Here is a 17,690-nt window from a genome sequence, read left to right on the forward strand (position 1 = left end):
AGGTGGGGCTGCCAAAGAGATGGTAGAGGTAAAGATCGGTTTCTTTATTCAGCAGGAGATCAATATTGCAAAATCTGCACTAGCGTTTCATAGTCTCCATTATATAAGGCTTAAAACATGAAACACGCAAGCGGTTACTTCACCAAAACATGCTTCATCGCTCTCCATTCCCATGGTGCAGTTGCAGTGCTATCCTGCCATAAACCTACTTTATGTTTCCTTGCGGTAATTTCAAGTTGCGCATAAAGCGGATCGGAGGAGTACTTTTTAAAATGCCAGGCCATACCCAATTTAACCATTTCCTGGTTGACTACCTGTTTTTTATTATTAATCACTAAGGCGATCAATCTTTTATACCGGTCGTAATTTTGGCCCTGTATCATTACCATTTGGCCGAAACACAAATCCGAAAGCGCCTGTCTGGCTTTGGTTCCAAAAGGCTGGTGGCCACGTTTCTCGGGGCAATCAATATGCGCCAAACGGATTTTAACAGGATGGTTCTGGTATAAAACCTCCATGGTATCGCCATCCATAATGCGGATGACTTTGGCGGTAAAAACCAGATTGCTATAATTGAGGCCTTTATTTCCAGCGGGCTGGATGAAGCAGGATTGAAGCGTGAGTAACAACAGCAACAGGCCTACTTTTCCCAGCCGCATAATGTTTTGCCGTCTTTTTTAGCTTGTTCAATATCCACTTTTACAATTTTGTAAGTACAATTACTTAAACCACGACAATTTGAGCTATTGTGGTATTTTTTAGCACCTGGGCTGTTGCAGATGTACACCATTGTGCTTTCCTTGCAGGTAATGTTTACGAAGAAGAAGATGATTAGGGAGAGGGTTTTCATTTTTAATAAAGTTTTATATTATTATGGTAAATTTTTGTTTTTCTATAAATCGAAGGATTAGTCCAATCGCCACTACTACATCTATTACATTCCAGAGGAAATGACTTAAAGCGATTCTAAATATAGGCTGAAATACAACTGCCAATACAGTATCAGTAATAGTGACGTTAAGATGATTTTTTCTGTTTGTCTGATATGCCAATATTCCAAACCCAATCATTGCTAAAACCCAACTAATTGATAGTAGCTATAAGGCATATTTACAAGGCAGATCAATAAGAGTAATGCCAGGGAGACCTTTATTTTATTTTCCATTACAAATTAATTTCGAGTACAGCTCTTCGTTAAAATCATCCTGACTTTTCAAATTCAAGGATTTCATTTGTCAATTTATCTTTTAACTTTAGATAATTATCAGTTAATTCAAGTATGATATACTCTACTTTTTTATTTAACAAATCAATATCAATTTCATACTTACTCCTGTATCCCCATTCTCCCTTATGGAATTGATTATTTTTGAGGTGAATTAAGGAATTTCCCTTTAAGGAGCCATTATGGAAATAATACTCAGTATTATCTACCGCTCCCTTCTGCATCCAGAAGATGCCAGATATCTTTTTATCAGATTCGGTAAGCGGACCGGGATTCTGGGTGTTGATATTAGTTGTTATATATTGAGGTTTTTGATTTGACTTTAGCTTATTTAGTTCGTCATCATACCATTTTTTTACTGCTATTTTGGCAAGATTTGCCTGCTTTTGAGAAATGTCAAGCAGGAGACTTTCATTCGCTTTTATCTCTGCATCTAGTTTGGTTTTATTTATTAAAAGCCGAGTTTCGCTTTTCAGCTTGGTTATTTTGTCTATTTCTTCCAAAAGATTATTTATCTCTGAATTTTTGTCTGAAATAATTCTCTTTTGTTCAATAAAAATTTCGTACTCCATCCTGTCTAAAATTTCATCATAAGGGCCTCTTGGTATCATGAGTTTAACTATTAAAGGAAGTATTTCAAGCGAAATAAAAAGCAAGGTTATCACCCAATGGAATACACCAAGTTCATACAATGCCCCAATCCGCATTTCTGCTCCATCAAATCTTTGTATAATTCCTTTGTCATATAATTTTTCAACAGATAATCCATCTTGGCTATTCATTAATTCATCATTCAATTTTGTAAGATTGGAATTTAGTGAATCAACTAATTGGCTATAACGAAAAGATTTATTTTCCCATTCTTTTGCTTTTGGTCCATACCTTTTTATTCCTGTTAAGCCTCGCCCATTTTTTTCAGCGACTGCCTTTGCATAAGCATCTTCTCTTAATGATGTATTTAATATTATCTGTTCTTTCGTATTTGCAATCTGATTTTTAAGTGGGGTAGTTGTTTGGTTATTCAGGCCAATTTGTTGGTTAAGGATTTTCTCTTCAATTTTTTGGGTGATTTCTTTTTCAAAAAACTTCATTTCTAAAGGTGTTGATATGACAATCCCTATAAAAAAAGCGAGAATAAACCTTGGGTATGCTTTTTGTAATTCATTTTTTAAAACTCCTGTTTTGCGAATAGTGGATACGATATTTCTATCTATTGTAAAAATAATTATACCCCATAAAATGCCGCATAATATGTATTGCCAATGAATAGCAAAAGATAACTCATTGGTATTTTTCTTTGCAAAGGCATACGTTATGAAGAAAGTTGATGATATAACTGATAGGATTGATATAAAAAATACCGCCATTCCCATGCCAATAAATTTTCCTTTTTCAATAGGACATTCTGAGAGGACTCTTTTTTTTGCGCCACTACACCAGATGAAAAAATCTCCAATCATTATAATATATGTTTTATTTGATCTATTATTTGTGATATCCTATGAATCTTAGGATTCTCCTGAATAAGCTTTTCCGATGTCTGCGAAATATTATTAGTATCGATATTGATTGATAGATCAAGTTGAAAGCCTTGAAAGTTCAGCCTATCCATACTATAGTATTGTTGAATCTCTGGAGTGGGTACTATCAAGGACTCTATTATTGGAGTAGGAAAGACCTTAATCTCCAATTGTGAGTGCGTTTGCCCGTAATAGCCTGTTGCTGTAAGCTTAAAGTTTTGATTTTTAGCGGGCTTAGTTTTCACCGAACCCTTAGATTGTAACTGACCTAAGTTGGGATCGATTTCAATTGTATGTGCATTTTCTACTTCCCAGCTTAGTTCAACATCCAAACTATCAATAATTGCATTTTTATCAGTTCTAAAGAACAGGATTTTTGGCGGTTGTTGTATTGCAAATAGAGCAGTTTTCCAATCGCTGTAAGAAGTTCTAGCAACAGGGTTTTTGTAACCGAAATTTATCGTATGGGCTAGCTTTTCTCTGACTAACTGTGGTATTGCTGAGTTGAGCCAAGGTAGATATTGATCGTAAATGGCTTCATTTGCTTTTTGAAAGTAGGGGGTACTTTTATTAATATTGGGCCATTGATTTTGAGGAGTAAAATACTGCTTTGCTACCCTAGGTGATAGTTCCGTTAAGAAGAATAAGGGGTGGAACGTGGTCATTAGGTAATGAATGCCAACAGCAACAGACCATTTATCAGAATAAATATCAACTTTTATTTTATCTCCTCGTTGTATATTTGTTTGTTGCTCCCATATCTCGGGTGCAACCCAATCATTTGCAGCACCCCAAGTTGATGGCTCGTCATCTGGGTTTTCGGTTATAACCCCGCTATCAAAATCAATTATGGCAACCTGTCCCACTGTCAAGTTTATAAATAACGCCTCCGGCTTTAAATCTGCGTGTATAAATCGAAAATCTTCCAATACTTTAAATGCTGAAACTAGTTGATAGGCTATTTGCATTTTTTTTTCGATTGGAAAGTTTTGATATTGAGCTAAATATAACGGATTTTGCAGGAAATGCTGGAACTCGCTAAAACCAAGGCTTACAAGGTTGTCAGCCATAAATCCAGAGATATAATTCCCATTGATAACTCCCTTAAAACTGTATTGTGGTAACCCAGAGAAAGCGGGATAAATCTGTATAATGTCTTGACTTTTTTGAGCCAAGAGCATCTGGTTTTCGTTGTTGACTTTTTTCTGAAGCCTTTGCGTAGTTTTGAAGCTGTGTTCTTCAGAACCTTTTAGATTGTCTTTAAAAATTTTAACAACCAACTTTTTAACCGCAGGAATTTCATTAATAGAAATGCAGTGATAAACTTCTCCAAATCCACCAACGGCAAACGGCTTGTCTTCGATTTCAATTGAATTTACAAGATCAAACTCTTTTCTGATACCGCTTGATAATCCGCTATTAACTATTATCTTCTTCATTATAGGGTGCTTTTCAGCTGTTTCTCATAAATCGACTGGTGATATTCTATTGTATTTTCTGAAATTATAATACCAATGGTCGTATCATCATGCATGATAGTTTTTTCTTTTAATTCACTTAAATATTGAATTAAAACTTGTTCAAGATCTTCGGCCTTCGAATCCTTGGGATTTCTACTAAGAAAATCTGAAAGTTGCGAATAAAGAATTGGCATGGTTTCTTCTCCTTTAATCCATATCGTATTATTTGAATCTTTTCCAATTGGCACAGCATCATTACTGAATATACCGTCTGTGGTGGCTAAAATTATTTCGCCAGGTGGGAATTGATTTTTGTTTAAAATCAAGATAGTTGGTAGGTACTGTCTATCTGATATTGATAGATAACGATATAAGGCAGCTTTCCCATCTTGTTCAATCGTATGTGGATTTAAAAAGTTTATTGAATTCCACGGTAGATAGAAGTTTTTGCTAAATGTATTAAATCTACCATCTACATGCCATATAGATCCATTGCCAGAATATGCAATAAGATATGTATTGTCAAAATCGAGGATACAAATAAGAGTTGTACCTAGTGAGGAATTCTTGTCAATCGTATTAAAATCAAACTCATTACTATTTTTGGCAAATTCCATTAAAGATAATTGAACATGGTTGTATAGTATTTCAAGATTTAGCTCTTCAATTGTTCGTATTTGTTCTATTAGTTCTTTTAATTTACTAGAACAAAATTTAGCAGCAATCTCTGATTTGAAGTGAGAACCAATGCCATCAGCTATAATTACACCAGAAATACCTATAATCTTATTTTCAACTATTAGGCAATAATCTTGATTTATGCTATTTTTGTTCGTATCAGTCGCGCATGCTATCAGCTTTCCCATATATTAGTCAATTTTAATCCCAGCTGATTGGCTGATTGAACGTTCAAAGAAAGCCCTTAATGCTTCACCATCATAAACTGTTGTGTAGAATGTAGCTGGATCTGTACTAACTTCTTTTAATACTTTCTGAGCATCGGTAGTCGTTTCTCCAACAGTTCCAAAATATGCGCAAGCTATGTTTATCTTCGGATTTGATTTTAGACTTGCTGCAACACTAATAGTTGTTTGAGGTTGGAAACACATACCATCAGACATTAATAGTATTAGTGCTTTATGAGGTACTCCGTCTATGGGATTGCTGTTTAAGAAATTTTCAGCAAGTTTCTTTGCTTCATTCAATGCTTCAAAAATTTGTGTTCCACCACCTTTTCCAACAGTTGGATCATAGTCCTCACCCATCAGGCGGTTAAAGTCGAAAGGTGTTGGTGGTAGTGTTACTGTAGCTGTTTCATCGAATTTTATACAAGCAAAAGAAAAATTCTGTTTTACTCTGCTAACGTTTAGTCGGTTGAATAATTCCACCACACCAGAATTAACCTCTTTGGCTTTTGTCGAATTCATAGGAGCTTTGTCCGTCATTGAGCCACTGCCATCTAAAACTAGAATACCTAATTGATGAAAGTACCGCGGTATTACCGGAGTTCCAATAGGAGCGTTTGTTTCCATTTTAATTTAAGATAAAGTTGATAATGTTAACTATTCAAAAGTATACAAGCTTAATCCCTTAACCTTACGGGAAACCGTAACAAGAAAAACTATTGCTTTATGTATAAAAATTGAATACCAGTCCTCTAGCGCTGATAAACTGCAATGGAATAGTCACCCTCGACCGGACCAATGCAAAGTTGCTGCCCCTACTGGCGTGAAGACTAGGTTTTTGAAATCAAAATTAAAAGATCTCTCCGCTGCGGTCGGGATGACGATATCAAGTTACTGTGGACCTCCTTAAAATCATATCATTTACATTGATTTTATGATATGGTTATCCCCCCCGGGATGAAAAATCAGCTGAGCGTTTGCATAATTAAAATGAGAGGCTGCCCCGCCTGCTCCCAACACAGGCCATGGAGCAACCCCAGCATTTTGTGAGAGAGATAGCTAATTAATAATTTTCTAAAGTTTGATGCAATTGAGCCCGGTAATCGTAAAGTTCGTCGAGATTAAACAACTGTTTTTTGTCACCGGCATCCTTGCCGTTCTGGAAAGTTTCGAGGTATTTATTGGCCGTATTAAAGTGGAACCTGCAGATCGGTTTGCGGTTATTATCATCCAATAATACCCCAAAATAGGATTGAGTATCACGCGCTGCAATGCGCCCTGCAGGAATTTTTTCGCGTAATATGGCTTTCACAATCTGGAAAGCTTCCAGTTCTTCTTCGGTAGTTACAATTTTGGAAGTATCGGCATCTTCTATACCAGGTACCGCTTTATCGTCTTCCTTTTGTTCTATTTTCTCATTAATGTTCAGTGCCGATTTTAAACGGTCGCTGATGGATTCATTAATGGAAATGGTAAGGGCTTTTTTAGTATATTCTTTAAAGGCAATCATCCGGTTGGCAGTTAATGGTTTGTTAAAAAACCGGTTTACCAATAGTTTTACCATTTCATCAGAAGGGCTGTCTATTTCCTTTTCAAACTCCTTTCTAATGGCTTTGATGTATTTTAAACCTTCGGCCGAATCGAGGATGTTCTCTAAGTTGTATTCGTTCTTGGTAAAACTTTCCAGGATTTTAATGGCATTATCTTTCAGGTCTTCAATATCGATGGTTAAGAATGGTTTTTCATCCATGATATTCGGCTTTTCCAGATCGGCGTAAAAATTATAAATTGTTCCGTTGGTTAACACGCCAAAGCGTGCTTTAGAAACATGGTAGTAGCGGTGCAACTGGGAGTTGTGTGCATCGGCATTTTCTTTCCAATGTTTGCATTCGAAAATGAGGATAGGTTCATCGTTTTTTCGGATGACGTAATCTACTTTTTCGCCTTTCTTGGTGCCGATATCGCAGATGTGTTCGGGTATAACTTCTGTCGGATTAAAAATATCGTAACCCAGGATTTGAATAAATGGCATCACAAATGCATTTTTCGTAGCCTCTTCGGTATTAATCTGATCTTTTAATCCTACCACCCGCTGGTGGAGTTGTTCTAACTTTAATTTAAGATCCATTTAAGCTTGGCTTTTGGTTTGTTGATCAAAAGTAAAGCGACTGAAGATATTATTATTACGGGAAACCGTAGCAGAGTTTGTTACAGGTTTCGATTGGTTTAACAGGTTAATTGTTGAAAGCGGTTAATTGATGGTGATCGTATTCTTCTTAGCCGCAGATTTTCGGCTAAGGATCGTCATGAAAGACCCTGAAACAAGTTCAGGGTGACGATATCGGGAGTTTTAGTCCCCCTTGAGTATTAAGCGGCTATTCGAATCCGCTACGCTATAGCTGGTCCGGGACTATGGACTCAGCGCTTTTTGATCAATTGACCGCCAACGCTTACCGCCTGGCAAAAATCCTAAATAATACCTACGTCTTTACAATAAGCGATCAGCTGTTCGTTTTTAGAGAAACCCAATACCTCTTTCATTAAGTTAAGACGTTTTTCAATGCTGCTCAGTCCAGATGGTTTAATGTTGTTCTCCTGCAGGTAATAAGGAATATTTTTTTGAGGTGTTCCTTCCACGAGTTGGGAAATAATGGCAATATCTAAATCTGTAAAATCGTGAGAATTATTTTCTTTTCGTGCGAGTTTTAAATCAGGTGAAAGGTATTTCTTATGGTTATGGATGGCATTAATGGCCAGCTTGAGGTATTGACCATCATGGCGGGCTTTGCGCACATAGCCGTCAATATTCATTTCCTTGAATAACATGTCGATAACCGCCGTTTTACTTTCGCCTGAAAAGACCAGTATTTTTAAATCAGGCTGTACTTCTTTCGCCGCTTTGATGAGTTCGGTGCCTCCGGTAATTTTTTGACGATTATGGTCTTCTTCAAAGTAAAGATCGGTAATCAGCAGATCATAAGGCTGTTCTGTTTTAACCGCATTTTTTATCCAGGTGAGGGCGTCATCGCAATAATAAACATATTCGGGTTTTGTGGCAGCCAGTTCGGCCAATGTTTTTTGCAGCGAAATATTCTGTGTTTCTTGATCTTCGGCAATGAGTATTCTTTTAAACATATTTAATACAATTAGGAAACCGGAAAAGAGATTTGGATTTTAAGCCCCTTTTCAACTTTGGTATCAAAGGTAATGGTACCGCCAATCGCTTCAATACGGGTTCCCGTATTGGTAAGTCCGTTGTTGGGTTTCACCCCACCGCTAATGCCGATACCATTATCCGTATAAGAAATGTTTATTTTTTGTTGTGCCTGCTCAAACCTGATCACCACATCACTGGCCTGACTATGTTTGCTCATATTCACCATCAGTTCCTGGAGGATATGTTGTATTTCTTCTTTGGCCTGTTCTGAAACTTGTTCCCACAGTTGAATGGAATTGCCCACCAGTATTACCCTGGTATTTTCGGAAGCGAAGGATTTTAAAAGATCGAATATTTTTTCGTGAAAATGATGATTTTTAGGTCTTGGTTTCTCGTAGGAGAGGTCGCGAGATTGTTCGTAAAGTTCTTCTATCTCGTTGATAACCGGATTATTTTTTAGGGTTTCCTGGTTATCCAATTTGCTCATGATCTTATAGAGTCCGTTTGCCACTACATCATGCACTTTTTGGGAGGTTTTGAGTTTATTTTCGCGGATGGTGTTTTGAGCCTGAAGCTCTATCCTTTGTTTTCTTTTTTTATAAAGAACGGTGCCGGTAACAGATATTAAAACAATACCGAATGCCAGAATAATGATTTGATATCGTTTACCATCATTGTCTTTTTGCAAAACAAGGTTGTCGGCTTTGCTTTTTTCGGCATCGTAACGGATCAGGGCAAATTGGTTTTTGGCAGCGCTACGCGCGGTTTGCAGACTGTCATTTAATTTCTCATAAATGCCAAAAAAATACTGTGCTTCTTTTGCTGGACTAAGCCTTATCAGTTTTTGAAGTGATTGTAACTGATCATCGGGACTTTTTAATCTTTGAGCTACCTCATACATTTTACGTGCATAGGAAAGTGCCATTTTGGGTTGCTTTAATGCGCTATAATCGGAAAGATGAGAATAGCTAGCATTTTGTCCCCATAAATCATTATTTTTCTCTCGGATGTAAAGGGCTTTCAAGAGTTCAGGTTTTGCATTAAAGCTTGGATTTTGTTTCCATTTGTTAAAAGCATAATTCGACAGGGTCCTAGAAAAATTCTCATTAGTCATTTTCTGGTTTAAAATACTCTTAAATATTGCAAATGATTTTTTATAGTTGCCTATTTTACCGTAAGCATTTGCAATGCTGTTTTTTGTTACCAATATGGATGCACTATCCTGAGCATATTGAATAGACTGATTGTAAAAAACAATAGCCTGTGAATAGTTTTTTAAATAGGAAGCTGCAACACCTAATTCGTGAAAGTTCGATTCTAAATAGACAAAATGCTTTTTTTTATTCGTTTTAAAATATTTAAGTGCTTCTAAAGAAATTTCCTGGCCACCAAAGTAATCTCCGCGATCGATGGAATTGATAGCCATGTTTACTAAACACTTTCCCACTCCTAAACTATCTTTCTTTTGTAGAAATAGGTCCTTAGCTTTGTTAAAATATCTAAAAGCGCTATCTGGCATGCCCTTTTCTCTAAATTCAAATGCCTGATCGTAAAAGGGATTAATTGATTCTTTTTCTTCTGTTTTCTTTTTTGGACAAGAAAAGAAAAGCATTGAGAGTAACGTAAAATATAGATATTTCAATATTGTAGTTTTTATTTCTAAATTATAAAAATAATATCAATTATTTAATTCACTCTCGCTTTAAAAGTCTAAAAAGAAAAGGCGACAATAATGCCGCCCTTTTCGCTCTTCATTTATTAATCTATTTTTGGTGGAGGTAAGTGACCATTTTCTCCTCCAGTGTCACCACCTGCGCCACCATCACCTCCAGAGCCTGTTCCAGGATCGCCAGGCGTGTTACTATTAGTCGTTACTGTACCACCGTTGTGGTCACAATTATTATTTGTATTTGTAGGCGTTGCCAGGCCAAGTAATATGGCAATAAAAAAAGGTAAAAACATCTTGTCAAAATTTTAGAATGTGAAATACTTGGAGAGTATCCGCGACCGCTCGCGGACCTTGCTCCGGTTTGTAAATCAGAAGGCCTTCTGAAAATTTTGGGAAGTTTTGAGTATCTGTCGCGGGAGTTAATAACTGCTTCCCAAACCGGCTATTTACTACTGCGATTTCTACTCGTTTTTAACATTTAATTCTTTGCTGGATTATTGTTTGAATCGTTGCTTGAATTAATTGTTGAGACAAATATCCAAGCTTCAAAATGCTAGTTTTCAGATAATTCCAAAGATTCTAAATAATTCTTTTTAAATTCCAAGGAATTCCGGAAACCCGTAAAGATTCCAGGAATTCCATTTTTACTTTTACATCAAATTTTTTGAAAAATGCCTGAAGATTATCAAGACATAGTATTGGCTGCCTATAAAAAGATGAAGAATAGCGGCAGGCTGCATGCAATTTTGCCTGAAGAAACTACTACCAGATTAAGAAAGGCTTGTTTAAAGGTTTATGATTGCAGAAATAATCCAAATGATATCGATATACTTTCGACGTTCTTCAAAGTGGATAAAATGAAATGCGATGACTTTAGAAAAGTTATAGATGACTCAGAGCCTGATGATTATAGAGCTCTTTGGAAGCACATCAAAGGTGAAACAGAGACAACAGATGAGAGAAATAGTAATCTTTTAGCGTGGTTAATAGATTTGGAACCTAGATCTAGAAGTTCTTATTATTATTCAAGTAGTGATAAAACAATTAAAATAGGTGGGATACCTATAAATGATCTTTTTCGATTTCCACAGCCTAAACCATCACAGCCTGAACCACCAAGACCACCTGAGACAATACATGTTCCGCTCTTTTCACCCCGCTACATCACTATTTTCTGTATTGTTTTACTCCTCGTTGGCGCCACTTCTTTTGCTTATTGGGAACGTAGGACCAAAATCAGGATGCCAGAATCAGATGAAAAATTTATGTATTGGGATGAAGATCACTATGAGTCGGTTAAGGATGAGAAACAAAATGTTGGTGCACCAATAATTCCTTTAAATGAGAACACGCTAAGGCAGCAACAGAAAATCACTTTACCTGATACCTTGACCAGTTATTCAATTGGTAAAGTATGGTATAAAGGCCATGGAAAGGATCATGAGTTTTTTACCGCCAGCGGTGCTTATCCTCAGGACTTACAACGGGTTTTAAAACCACTTACCAGTACGATTTTAACCAGATACACGTCTAATTACAGGTATATACTTACCCGGCTGGTATGGTTTATATGTGCTGCTTTTTTTATAAGCCTGTGTGGTTATGGAGCGAGTAAGCTGGAGAAAGAAGTGAAACCCGCTGTGAAAGAATCAGATACTGAGGAAGAAGAAACAACAGCGCTTCTTGGCAATGAGTTGCAGGCTACTGGTGCGTAGCCTTAGCAGATGTTGGCCGGGAGGTTTTGGAAGTTGATAATGGTTTAATTCAAATATTCAAACCTGAATTAAACCATATATGAGTTTTATTTTCCCCAGTTTACCTGGATATTGTGTTCCCGGGCATAGGTTTTGCCTTTCTCCATTAAGGCATTAAAGTTTTGCTCAAAACGTGCCCCATATTTTTCAGCGATATTTTTAATCATTTCATCTTTGGCTGCCCGACTGCCTTTACTGTCGCAGAGTTTGGCGTAAGCCAGGTATTCATTTTTATAAACAGGGATAACCAGCTCGTATAACTGCTGGGAGAGGGCTTTAATTTGTTTTTCTTCTTCTCCGGAGGCTGAAAGTTTTTTCACTTTTTCGAGCGATTGTTCGAGGTATAATATTTTGTTATTGATGCTAATTGCTGCTTCGTCGCCTTTCTTTTTACTGGATGGGATATCGGGATATTCTTTCGTTTCATCTTCAATATGCCGGGCCAGATCAGCACTGGCAAAATCGTTGATCATATTGGTGTTAAGGATGGCGATGTCGAAGAAACGTTCAGGGGTTTCGGAGCAGGCCGTGCAGAAAAGGCTAAACAGGATTAAAATTGCGGCCAATGGCTTTAGGGATAGTGCTGGTAATTTGTTCATGATCTAAATGGTTTCCTTACTAAATTTAAGCTTCGGTAGGAGCAAAGATTGAGCCGTTTTTGGGTTTTTGCCTATTCTAAATATAAGATCATTATCTCTCATCCTATTGCAATGCAAGCCCGGAAGTCTGGAATCGGTTTACAAAAAGATATTATTAACCTGAGTTCGATTAATAATGTGCTTTAATTTGGGTTCATTGGTACTTTGAATGAACGGTCGTCACCCTGAACTTGTTTCAGGGTCTTTATAGCAAGGCGTTTTAACGAAAAAGATGCTGAAATAAATTCAGCACGACGAAACGGCTAGCAATTTGTCCTGATAAAGCTCATTAATTTTTAAATATTAATCGAACTTAGGTTATTACTATTAAGAGGTTGGGGAGGCCTAATCACCCTGCTTGTTGTTATCTTGCCCAGCCACTGCAAAATTGCTGTTTAAAGATCAGGATATTTCACCATTAAGAATTTAAGGTTGAGATAACATTGTGCCTAACATTTCTATATGTTTCCCGTATTTTTTGCGGTCTCAGGGGAAGAATATAATATGTCCGGATGCAGGAAGACAAAAGCCTAAGTAATAGCATGAAATAACCACCTGCCGTATGTTTTTACCCGCACGCTGCGAACTTGCAGTTAAACATGCTAAAAAGGCCTCTATCCTGCAATTATTTTCACCGCTAAAATGTGCTTACAGATACCTCTTTTTCCCTGATAAGCGGTAAACCACTCACAGGTACAGCGATGCCCCAGTTGATTAATAACCACTTTGTGCACTACGCCCGTTCCCTTAACCTCGGCTTCAATATCATCTTTTTCCTTTTTGAGAATATGCACCTGCTGTTCAGCAATTAGTTTTTTGGCATTTTTAAGCCGGGGGTTCAAACTTAAGATCCTTTCCGTTTTAAAAGGAAGTTGTCGATAAAAATGACTTCTTCTTACAACGTCGTAACCGAGCAAACCAATAGATGATAAACTTGATGTAAGCTGGTCCATTGTGCCAAAATCGATATCATTTTCTATGGAAAGTAAGGTCGGGTCGAAATTTTCGTTTGCTTTGAGTAAACTGTTCAGGCCATATATCCATTCAGCTGGCAGGTTTTCAGTCATCTGTTCGAGCGCCTTGCCCTCACCTGAAAACCCACGGTAGGCATCGGGTGAGAAAGCCATGAGTAATTGCATTTTACCAAACTCAAATACGAAAGCCACTGTTTGCTTATCAGCCGATTCGTAAATATAAACCTGATCTGCAATGGCTAAGACACCATCTAGTAAACGCAGGCGGTGTAAGCCACCTATACGCACGGCATCAGCAGTTGCCAGTGTTGAAAACATAAATTTGCCCGCCCTTTTCGAAATAAAGAAATCACCTTTAACAGTACCTTTCGGCATATTTTGAAAAAGCTGTATGGTTTGTATCTTATTTAGCTCAAATTTCAGATCCATGTCGGCAAGGTAAAGCTGTACACTGGTTAGGCCTTTAATCCAGCGGACTGGCAGCGTTACCTTTTTTTCTACCACTTTACTTTTTGCCGTAACCACCTGCATCTCCTGCTGGCCAACGGCCAATGTTACTTTTTCATTTTTTTGTATACTGTTCAGGGCATTTAGCATCGGGTCGTTAAAATCGACATTGGTTGTGCCGTTTGCTATAAATTCGCCATCTATAGATTCCGGTTTCATGTCCAACCTGACATATACCCCATTACATGAGGAAAAACCTTCAAACCTGATGCGTTCGGTGCCCGCGGTAACAATGGGGTCGCGTAAGCTTGGTGGGATTGGACCAAAGCTTGATCTGACTACTTTAGCGATGGTACCCCAGCACTTTGCTGTAATATAAGGATCAGTTAAATTGCCCCAAAAAAAGCAAGGAATGCTGTTTACAGATTCGATTTCGGTTTGGTGGGCCAAAACTAAATGATTTATCCCTTTGGTTTTGGTAAAAGAAGAAACCCCGTTATAGTTGTATTGCAGATCAGTCATGTTAAGCTTTGATGATTTGTTTGATTAAGCCTTTGAGAGAAGTGTTATCTTTCCATCTTTCGAAAAAATTAATGGTTTCGGCCGACGGCTCTTGTTTGGTTTTATGAAGCATATCAACATAATGCTCAACCAGTTTCTTAAAATTGACCGGAAGTTTTTCAGTTAAAACCAGGTATTTAAAAATGTTTTCGAGCAATTGAAAAAATGCATCGTTATGCAAAGCAGCAACATTTTTCAGTGCACTGATACTTTCTACCAAACGTAAAAATGCGCCATATTTATTAGAAGCCAGGTAGGCCAGTTTAAGTGCAAAAAGATTGATGTCAATATTCCTTTTTTCGATGAGATTGATCAATACTTCGGCAGCCATTAGCCTGATCTCTTTTTTATCCATAAAAAATATGCAGGCAAAAACAAGCATAGAAATATCAGAAAAACGGAAGCCCTTTGCATTAATTACATGGAGAAAACCCTTTAACTCCTGTAGGCCACCGCTGGCAAGTTCGCATGCCGACCTTAAAATAAACCAACTTAAAGCATCATTGTTCTGCGGCATCAGGCTGTTCCAATAATAGATATTTCCTTCACTACCTATCATGTACTCCCAGCTGTTTTTTCTGCCGTAAATATCCAAGCTGAAAAGGAAGCACTGGTTTTGAGCGATGTAGGCAGGCGAATCATATTCTATTGCATACCAGGATGGCGATCGCTCTTTTTCCTTTGTCTGGTAGTTTATGTATTCGTTCCAGTGTTCTTTGATCCTGATTTCCGATTTAAAGGGTGATACAGCCATGGGGTAATCTTTAAGGTAGGTATGCTTAAATTCCATAAAGGTTTCATCAGGATAAAAAGTACGCGCGGCCATTGCCCATGCCTCATTTAATCTGTTATCTGTGCCAGCACTAATTTTAGTAAGCAGTTTATTTAAAATACTGTCGCTTTTAAAAATAATGTCTTTCGTGGTGCCTAGGCAAAAAGCCATTAGCGGTTTAAGTGGTCCTTTAAGCAGTTCTAACAAAGGTATCGCCTCTTCTACCTGTTCTCTTGGCATCCGGCCAATTGCAATAATCAGATCGAGCTGATTGATTTCTTCGCCATTTTCCTGATAGGTAATTAATCTCTCTAACAAGACTTTCGGCGCTATCCAATAGGGATAATGGCTGGGAAAAGATAACATAGGCAAAGGAATGTTGCTAGCCATTCGTTTTTGCACAAGATCTAAATAAGGCCTGATGAGCAAAAGCGTGTTTATTTTGTGATAGGTACTTTTTGCTATGGTAAAAATATAATCAATATCTTTTATTTTTTCACGCAAAAATATGCTGATATAATTTTTATGGACAGCCTCAAAATATTTTTTTTCAAGCTGCTGTCCATAGGGAGCCAGTTGTTTGGCATAATCATTAGGAAATAAATGTTTTTGAGTGATATAGGTATTCAAAAGTATTTCGCCATCGGCTATTTCTTCTGAAGCAATAAATTTTCCAAACTGATAAACAATATCATTCCAATCTTGTGGTAATACAATAGGCTCATCTAGTACTGACTCCTGTTTAGGTTCAAAATCATAAGTTTCTATATTATCATCTGCAGTTAATAGATCTTCTGCATCTAAGAAGCTGCCTAATCCGATGCGAACATTACCGAGCATGAGTGCAGTGTAGCCAGATATTTTGCTACGCAGCGCTTCGTCTTTTGGAGATGCAATTTTTAACAGCAGTTTGTTTGCCCTTTCCTGTAGGTTAAGGTCCGGCACAACATACACATCTGCAATAAGCGCCGTAATTTTTTTGTTTAATTTAGGATATGATTTATTAAGTTTTTCTAAAATAGGTAAAACACTCTTAATCGCTGTTTTATTATCGTTGCTCATCATTGCCGGCTCCAGCCAATCAAGAAAAGAATTTACATTAAACTTTTTCTCAGCGTAAATCTGTTTGATGAGTTCCATAGCCCCGTTAACAATAGGCGCGTATGCATATTGTAGACATGCAAAAATATATTCCTGATTAACAAGAAGTTCTGCAGGAATCGGGCTTAAATCATTTAATCTTTTCCGGTAAAAAGATTTAAGGTTATTGTTCCATTCCTTTGTCTGGATTAAAATCGCTTGTTCTATAAACTGCTGCCGGTTTAATTTCCCCTCCGTTAACAGGGTATTATAGATAATTTCCCAAAGAGAAAACTGTTTATAAGACTGGGTATCATTATCTCTGAAATGGATATTATGTAAGCGGGTTTCATAGTTGTATAAATCGGGCACATCACGTGTATAGGCCAGTTTATCATTTAAAATGTACCCAATAAAATCCCTTGATTTCACCTTGGTTGTCCATTCGTTAAAGTTGGCCAAACATAAAGCATAAAGCTCAGCATGTACAGCTATTAAGCTATGGCTTTCGAGAAAGCGCAAGGTTTGATAACTAAAGCTCCGCCACTCATTCTTTTTTATTTTGTCTAATAAATAATCAGTCACCCAATCGGGCTGTGCCCACTGTAGTATGCTTAAAATACTTTTTCTTTTTTCTGCCTGACTCAATATGTCGAAGGCTTCATCCCAAGCCATCATATCTGTTTTGCTCAAGATGCCGATGGCGGTAAGGGTAATGATCTCATTTAATTTTTCATCGCCCCTGGTACCCCAACTATAATTGTTTGTTTTAAACTGAGGTTCATTGGTGAGATCAATAAATGACATCCAATAACGCTTTTTGGCTCTGATGTGCTTTTTAAGGATTTCAATATTGCCCTTCGCATTTTCCTGTAGAAAAGGTAAAAGTGCCGCCAGATTTTTCTCCCTTAAAATGGCATCGTAAGTATTTAAAAGCGTTTCAATATTTTTATCCTTAGTGTTCTTTCCTGATGATATGCCCTGGCTAATCACTACCTCTCCCGTTTCAGAGTAACCTTTTTTTATCTTTTCATTAAGTAGTTTCTCTGCCGCTTTCAGGCATTGAACATCATCATCAAAACTTTTAAGCTGTGAGGTACCGCTTGTTCCATTTCGGCCATAAGTAACGGTATAGCTATTATTGATTACTTCGATCTGCCAGAATTTGTCAGAGCTTCCATCAATATATTTGAGGTGTTTTTTCATGCCTGTAGCACTATTTTAGAATTTGAGAATACGGTAATGATATCGTTAGCTAAACTATTCAATTTTTTCTAGATGGAGAAGTTTTAGGTCAAGTCGTTGGGCCGTAGGCATTCGGTATCATTAATCAATGAATAGTCGGAAGTCATATTGCCCGTACAACTATTATCCTAAGCGGAGCCGAAGGATCTAAAGAGGATAAGTTAAGCGATGGGCGTATCATAACAGTTAATCCCTAGCATAGTCGAAGTGTAATGCATTATCCAGTTAACCCAGTGAAATCCAAATGGCAATCGTTTTTATACGCAGCATTTAAAGGAATATT

14 protein-coding genes and 1 pseudogene are annotated in these 17,690 nt (G+C 37.3%); 1 reads left to right on the forward strand and 14 read right to left on the reverse strand.

The annotated features are described in order from the left end of the window. Positions 1–134: 134 nt before the first annotated feature. The 11 genes and pseudogenes from DV942_RS13800 to DV942_RS13850 all read right to left on the reverse strand — a co-directional run bounded on the left by DV942_RS13800 (position 135) and on the right by DV942_RS13850 (position 10,229). Positions 135–659 (reverse strand): thermonuclease family protein, encoded by a 525-nt coding sequence (locus DV942_RS13800; RefSeq protein WP_145858365.1) that lies wholly within the window; start codon positions 657–659, stop codon positions 135–137. After that, entirely contained in the window at positions 641–850 is a 210-nt protein-coding gene (locus DV942_RS13805) for a hypothetical protein (RefSeq protein WP_145858368.1), read from the reverse strand. Before DV942_RS13805 ends, DV942_RS13800 begins: the two co-directional genes overlap by 19 nt. A gap of 13 nt (positions 851–863) precedes the next feature. After that, positions 864–1,165, reverse strand: a pseudogene (locus DV942_RS24160) (DUF6804 family protein). Positions 1,166–1,200: 35 nt separating this feature from the next. After that, positions 1,201–2,685, reverse strand: coding sequence for a DUF4407 domain-containing protein (locus DV942_RS13815; protein ID WP_145858370.1), 1,485 nt, complete (start codon positions 2,683–2,685; stop codon positions 1,201–1,203). Then, on the reverse strand, positions 2,685–4,184 hold the full coding sequence (locus DV942_RS13820) for a protein kinase domain-containing protein (protein WP_145858373.1): 1,500 nt from the start codon (positions 4,182–4,184) through the stop codon (positions 2,685–2,687). The genes DV942_RS13815 and DV942_RS13820 overlap by 1 nt, the downstream gene beginning before the upstream one ends. Then, positions 4,184–5,071: a protein phosphatase 2C domain-containing protein gene (locus DV942_RS13825; protein WP_145858376.1), complete on the reverse strand. Its 888-nt coding sequence runs from the start codon at positions 5,069–5,071 to the stop codon at positions 4,184–4,186. Before DV942_RS13825 ends, DV942_RS13820 begins: the two co-directional genes overlap by 1 nt. Before the next feature lie 3 nt (positions 5,072–5,074). Then, positions 5,075–5,737 carry a vWA domain-containing protein gene (locus DV942_RS13830; protein WP_145858379.1) on the reverse strand — a complete coding sequence of 221 codons (663 nt, stop codon included), beginning with the start codon at positions 5,735–5,737 and terminating at the stop codon, positions 5,075–5,077. Positions 5,738–6,173: 436 nt separating this feature from the next. Further along, a complete protein-coding gene (locus DV942_RS13835; protein WP_145858382.1) occupies positions 6,174–7,238 on the reverse strand; it encodes a type I restriction endonuclease in 1,065 nt (354 codons plus the stop codon). 341 nt (positions 7,239–7,579) lie between these two features. After that, positions 7,580–8,245: a DNA-binding transcriptional response regulator gene (locus tag DV942_RS13840; protein WP_145858384.1), complete on the reverse strand. Its 666-nt coding sequence runs from the start codon at positions 8,243–8,245 to the stop codon at positions 7,580–7,582. 11 nt (positions 8,246–8,256) lie between these two features. Next, complete coding sequence (locus DV942_RS13845) at positions 8,257–9,909, reverse strand: tetratricopeptide repeat-containing sensor histidine kinase (RefSeq protein WP_244950695.1); 1,653 nt, start codon at positions 9,907–9,909, stop codon at positions 8,257–8,259. Between the two features lie 116 nt (positions 9,910–10,025). After that, complete coding sequence (locus DV942_RS13850) at positions 10,026–10,229, reverse strand: hypothetical protein (protein ID WP_145858388.1); 204 nt, start codon at positions 10,227–10,229, stop codon at positions 10,026–10,028. A 378-nt stretch (positions 10,230–10,607) separates the two neighbouring features. Between DV942_RS13850 and DV942_RS13855 the strand changes: the two genes are divergently transcribed. Next, positions 10,608–11,651, forward strand: a complete 1,044-nt coding sequence (locus DV942_RS13855) for a hypothetical protein (protein ID WP_145858390.1) — start codon at positions 10,608–10,610, stop codon at positions 11,649–11,651. An 86-nt stretch (positions 11,652–11,737) separates the two neighbouring features. Here DV942_RS13855 and DV942_RS13860 read toward each other — a convergent pair whose 3' ends face one another. The 3 genes from DV942_RS13860 to DV942_RS13870 all read right to left on the reverse strand — a co-directional run bounded on the left by DV942_RS13860 (position 11,738) and on the right by DV942_RS13870 (position 17,368). After that, positions 11,738–12,289 carry a hypothetical protein gene (locus DV942_RS13860; RefSeq protein WP_145858392.1) on the reverse strand — a complete coding sequence of 184 codons (552 nt, stop codon included), beginning with the start codon at positions 12,287–12,289 and terminating at the stop codon, positions 11,738–11,740. Positions 12,290–12,942: 653 nt separating this feature from the next. Beyond that, positions 12,943–14,271, reverse strand: coding sequence for an SWIM zinc finger family protein (locus tag DV942_RS13865; RefSeq protein ID WP_145858394.1), 1,329 nt, complete (start codon positions 14,269–14,271; stop codon positions 12,943–12,945). Position 14,272: 1 nt separating this feature from the next. Further along, positions 14,273–17,368, reverse strand: coding sequence for a DUF6493 family protein (locus DV942_RS13870; RefSeq protein ID WP_145858396.1), 3,096 nt, complete (start codon positions 17,366–17,368; stop codon positions 14,273–14,275). Positions 17,369–17,690: the final 322 nt, after the last annotated feature.

This window comes from Pedobacter suwonensis (genome assembly GCF_007833675.1).
Lineage (GTDB): Bacteria > Bacteroidota > Bacteroidia > Sphingobacteriales > Sphingobacteriaceae > Pedobacter > Pedobacter suwonensis.

Coding starts and splice junctions, on each gene's coding strand:
- DV942_RS13800 (WP_145858365.1), bottom strand. CDS start 659: ATGCGGCTGGGAAAAGTAGGCCTGTTGCTGTTGTTACTCACGCTTCAA.
- DV942_RS13805 (WP_145858368.1), bottom strand. CDS start 850: ATGAAAACCCTCTCCCTAATCATCTTCTTCTTCGTAAACATTACCTGC.
- DV942_RS13815 (WP_145858370.1), bottom strand. CDS start 2,685: ATGATTGGAGATTTTTTCATCTGGTGTAGTGGCGCAAAAAAAAGAGTC.
- DV942_RS13820 (WP_145858373.1), bottom strand. CDS start 4,184: ATGAAGAAGATAATAGTTAATAGCGGATTATCAAGCGGTATCAGAAAA.
- DV942_RS13825 (WP_145858376.1), bottom strand. CDS start 5,071: ATGGGAAAGCTGATAGCATGCGCGACTGATACGAACAAAAATAGCATA.
- DV942_RS13830 (WP_145858379.1), bottom strand. CDS start 5,737: ATGGAAACAAACGCTCCTATTGGAACTCCGGTAATACCGCGGTACTTT.
- DV942_RS13835 (WP_145858382.1), bottom strand. CDS start 7,238: ATGGATCTTAAATTAAAGTTAGAACAACTCCACCAGCGGGTGGTAGGA.
- DV942_RS13840 (WP_145858384.1), bottom strand. CDS start 8,245: ATGTTTAAAAGAATACTCATTGCCGAAGATCAAGAAACACAGAATATT.
- DV942_RS13850 (WP_145858388.1), bottom strand. CDS start 10,229: ATGTTTTTACCTTTTTTTATTGCCATATTACTTGGCCTGGCAACGCCT.
- DV942_RS13855 (WP_145858390.1), top strand. CDS start 10,608: ATGCCTGAAGATTATCAAGACATAGTATTGGCTGCCTATAAAAAGATG.
- DV942_RS13860 (WP_145858392.1), bottom strand. CDS start 12,289: ATGAACAAATTACCAGCACTATCCCTAAAGCCATTGGCCGCAATTTTA.
- DV942_RS13865 (WP_145858394.1), bottom strand. CDS start 14,271: ATGACTGATCTGCAATACAACTATAACGGGGTTTCTTCTTTTACCAAA.
- DV942_RS13870 (WP_145858396.1), bottom strand. CDS start 17,368: ATGAAAAAACACCTCAAATATATTGATGGAAGCTCTGACAAATTCTGG.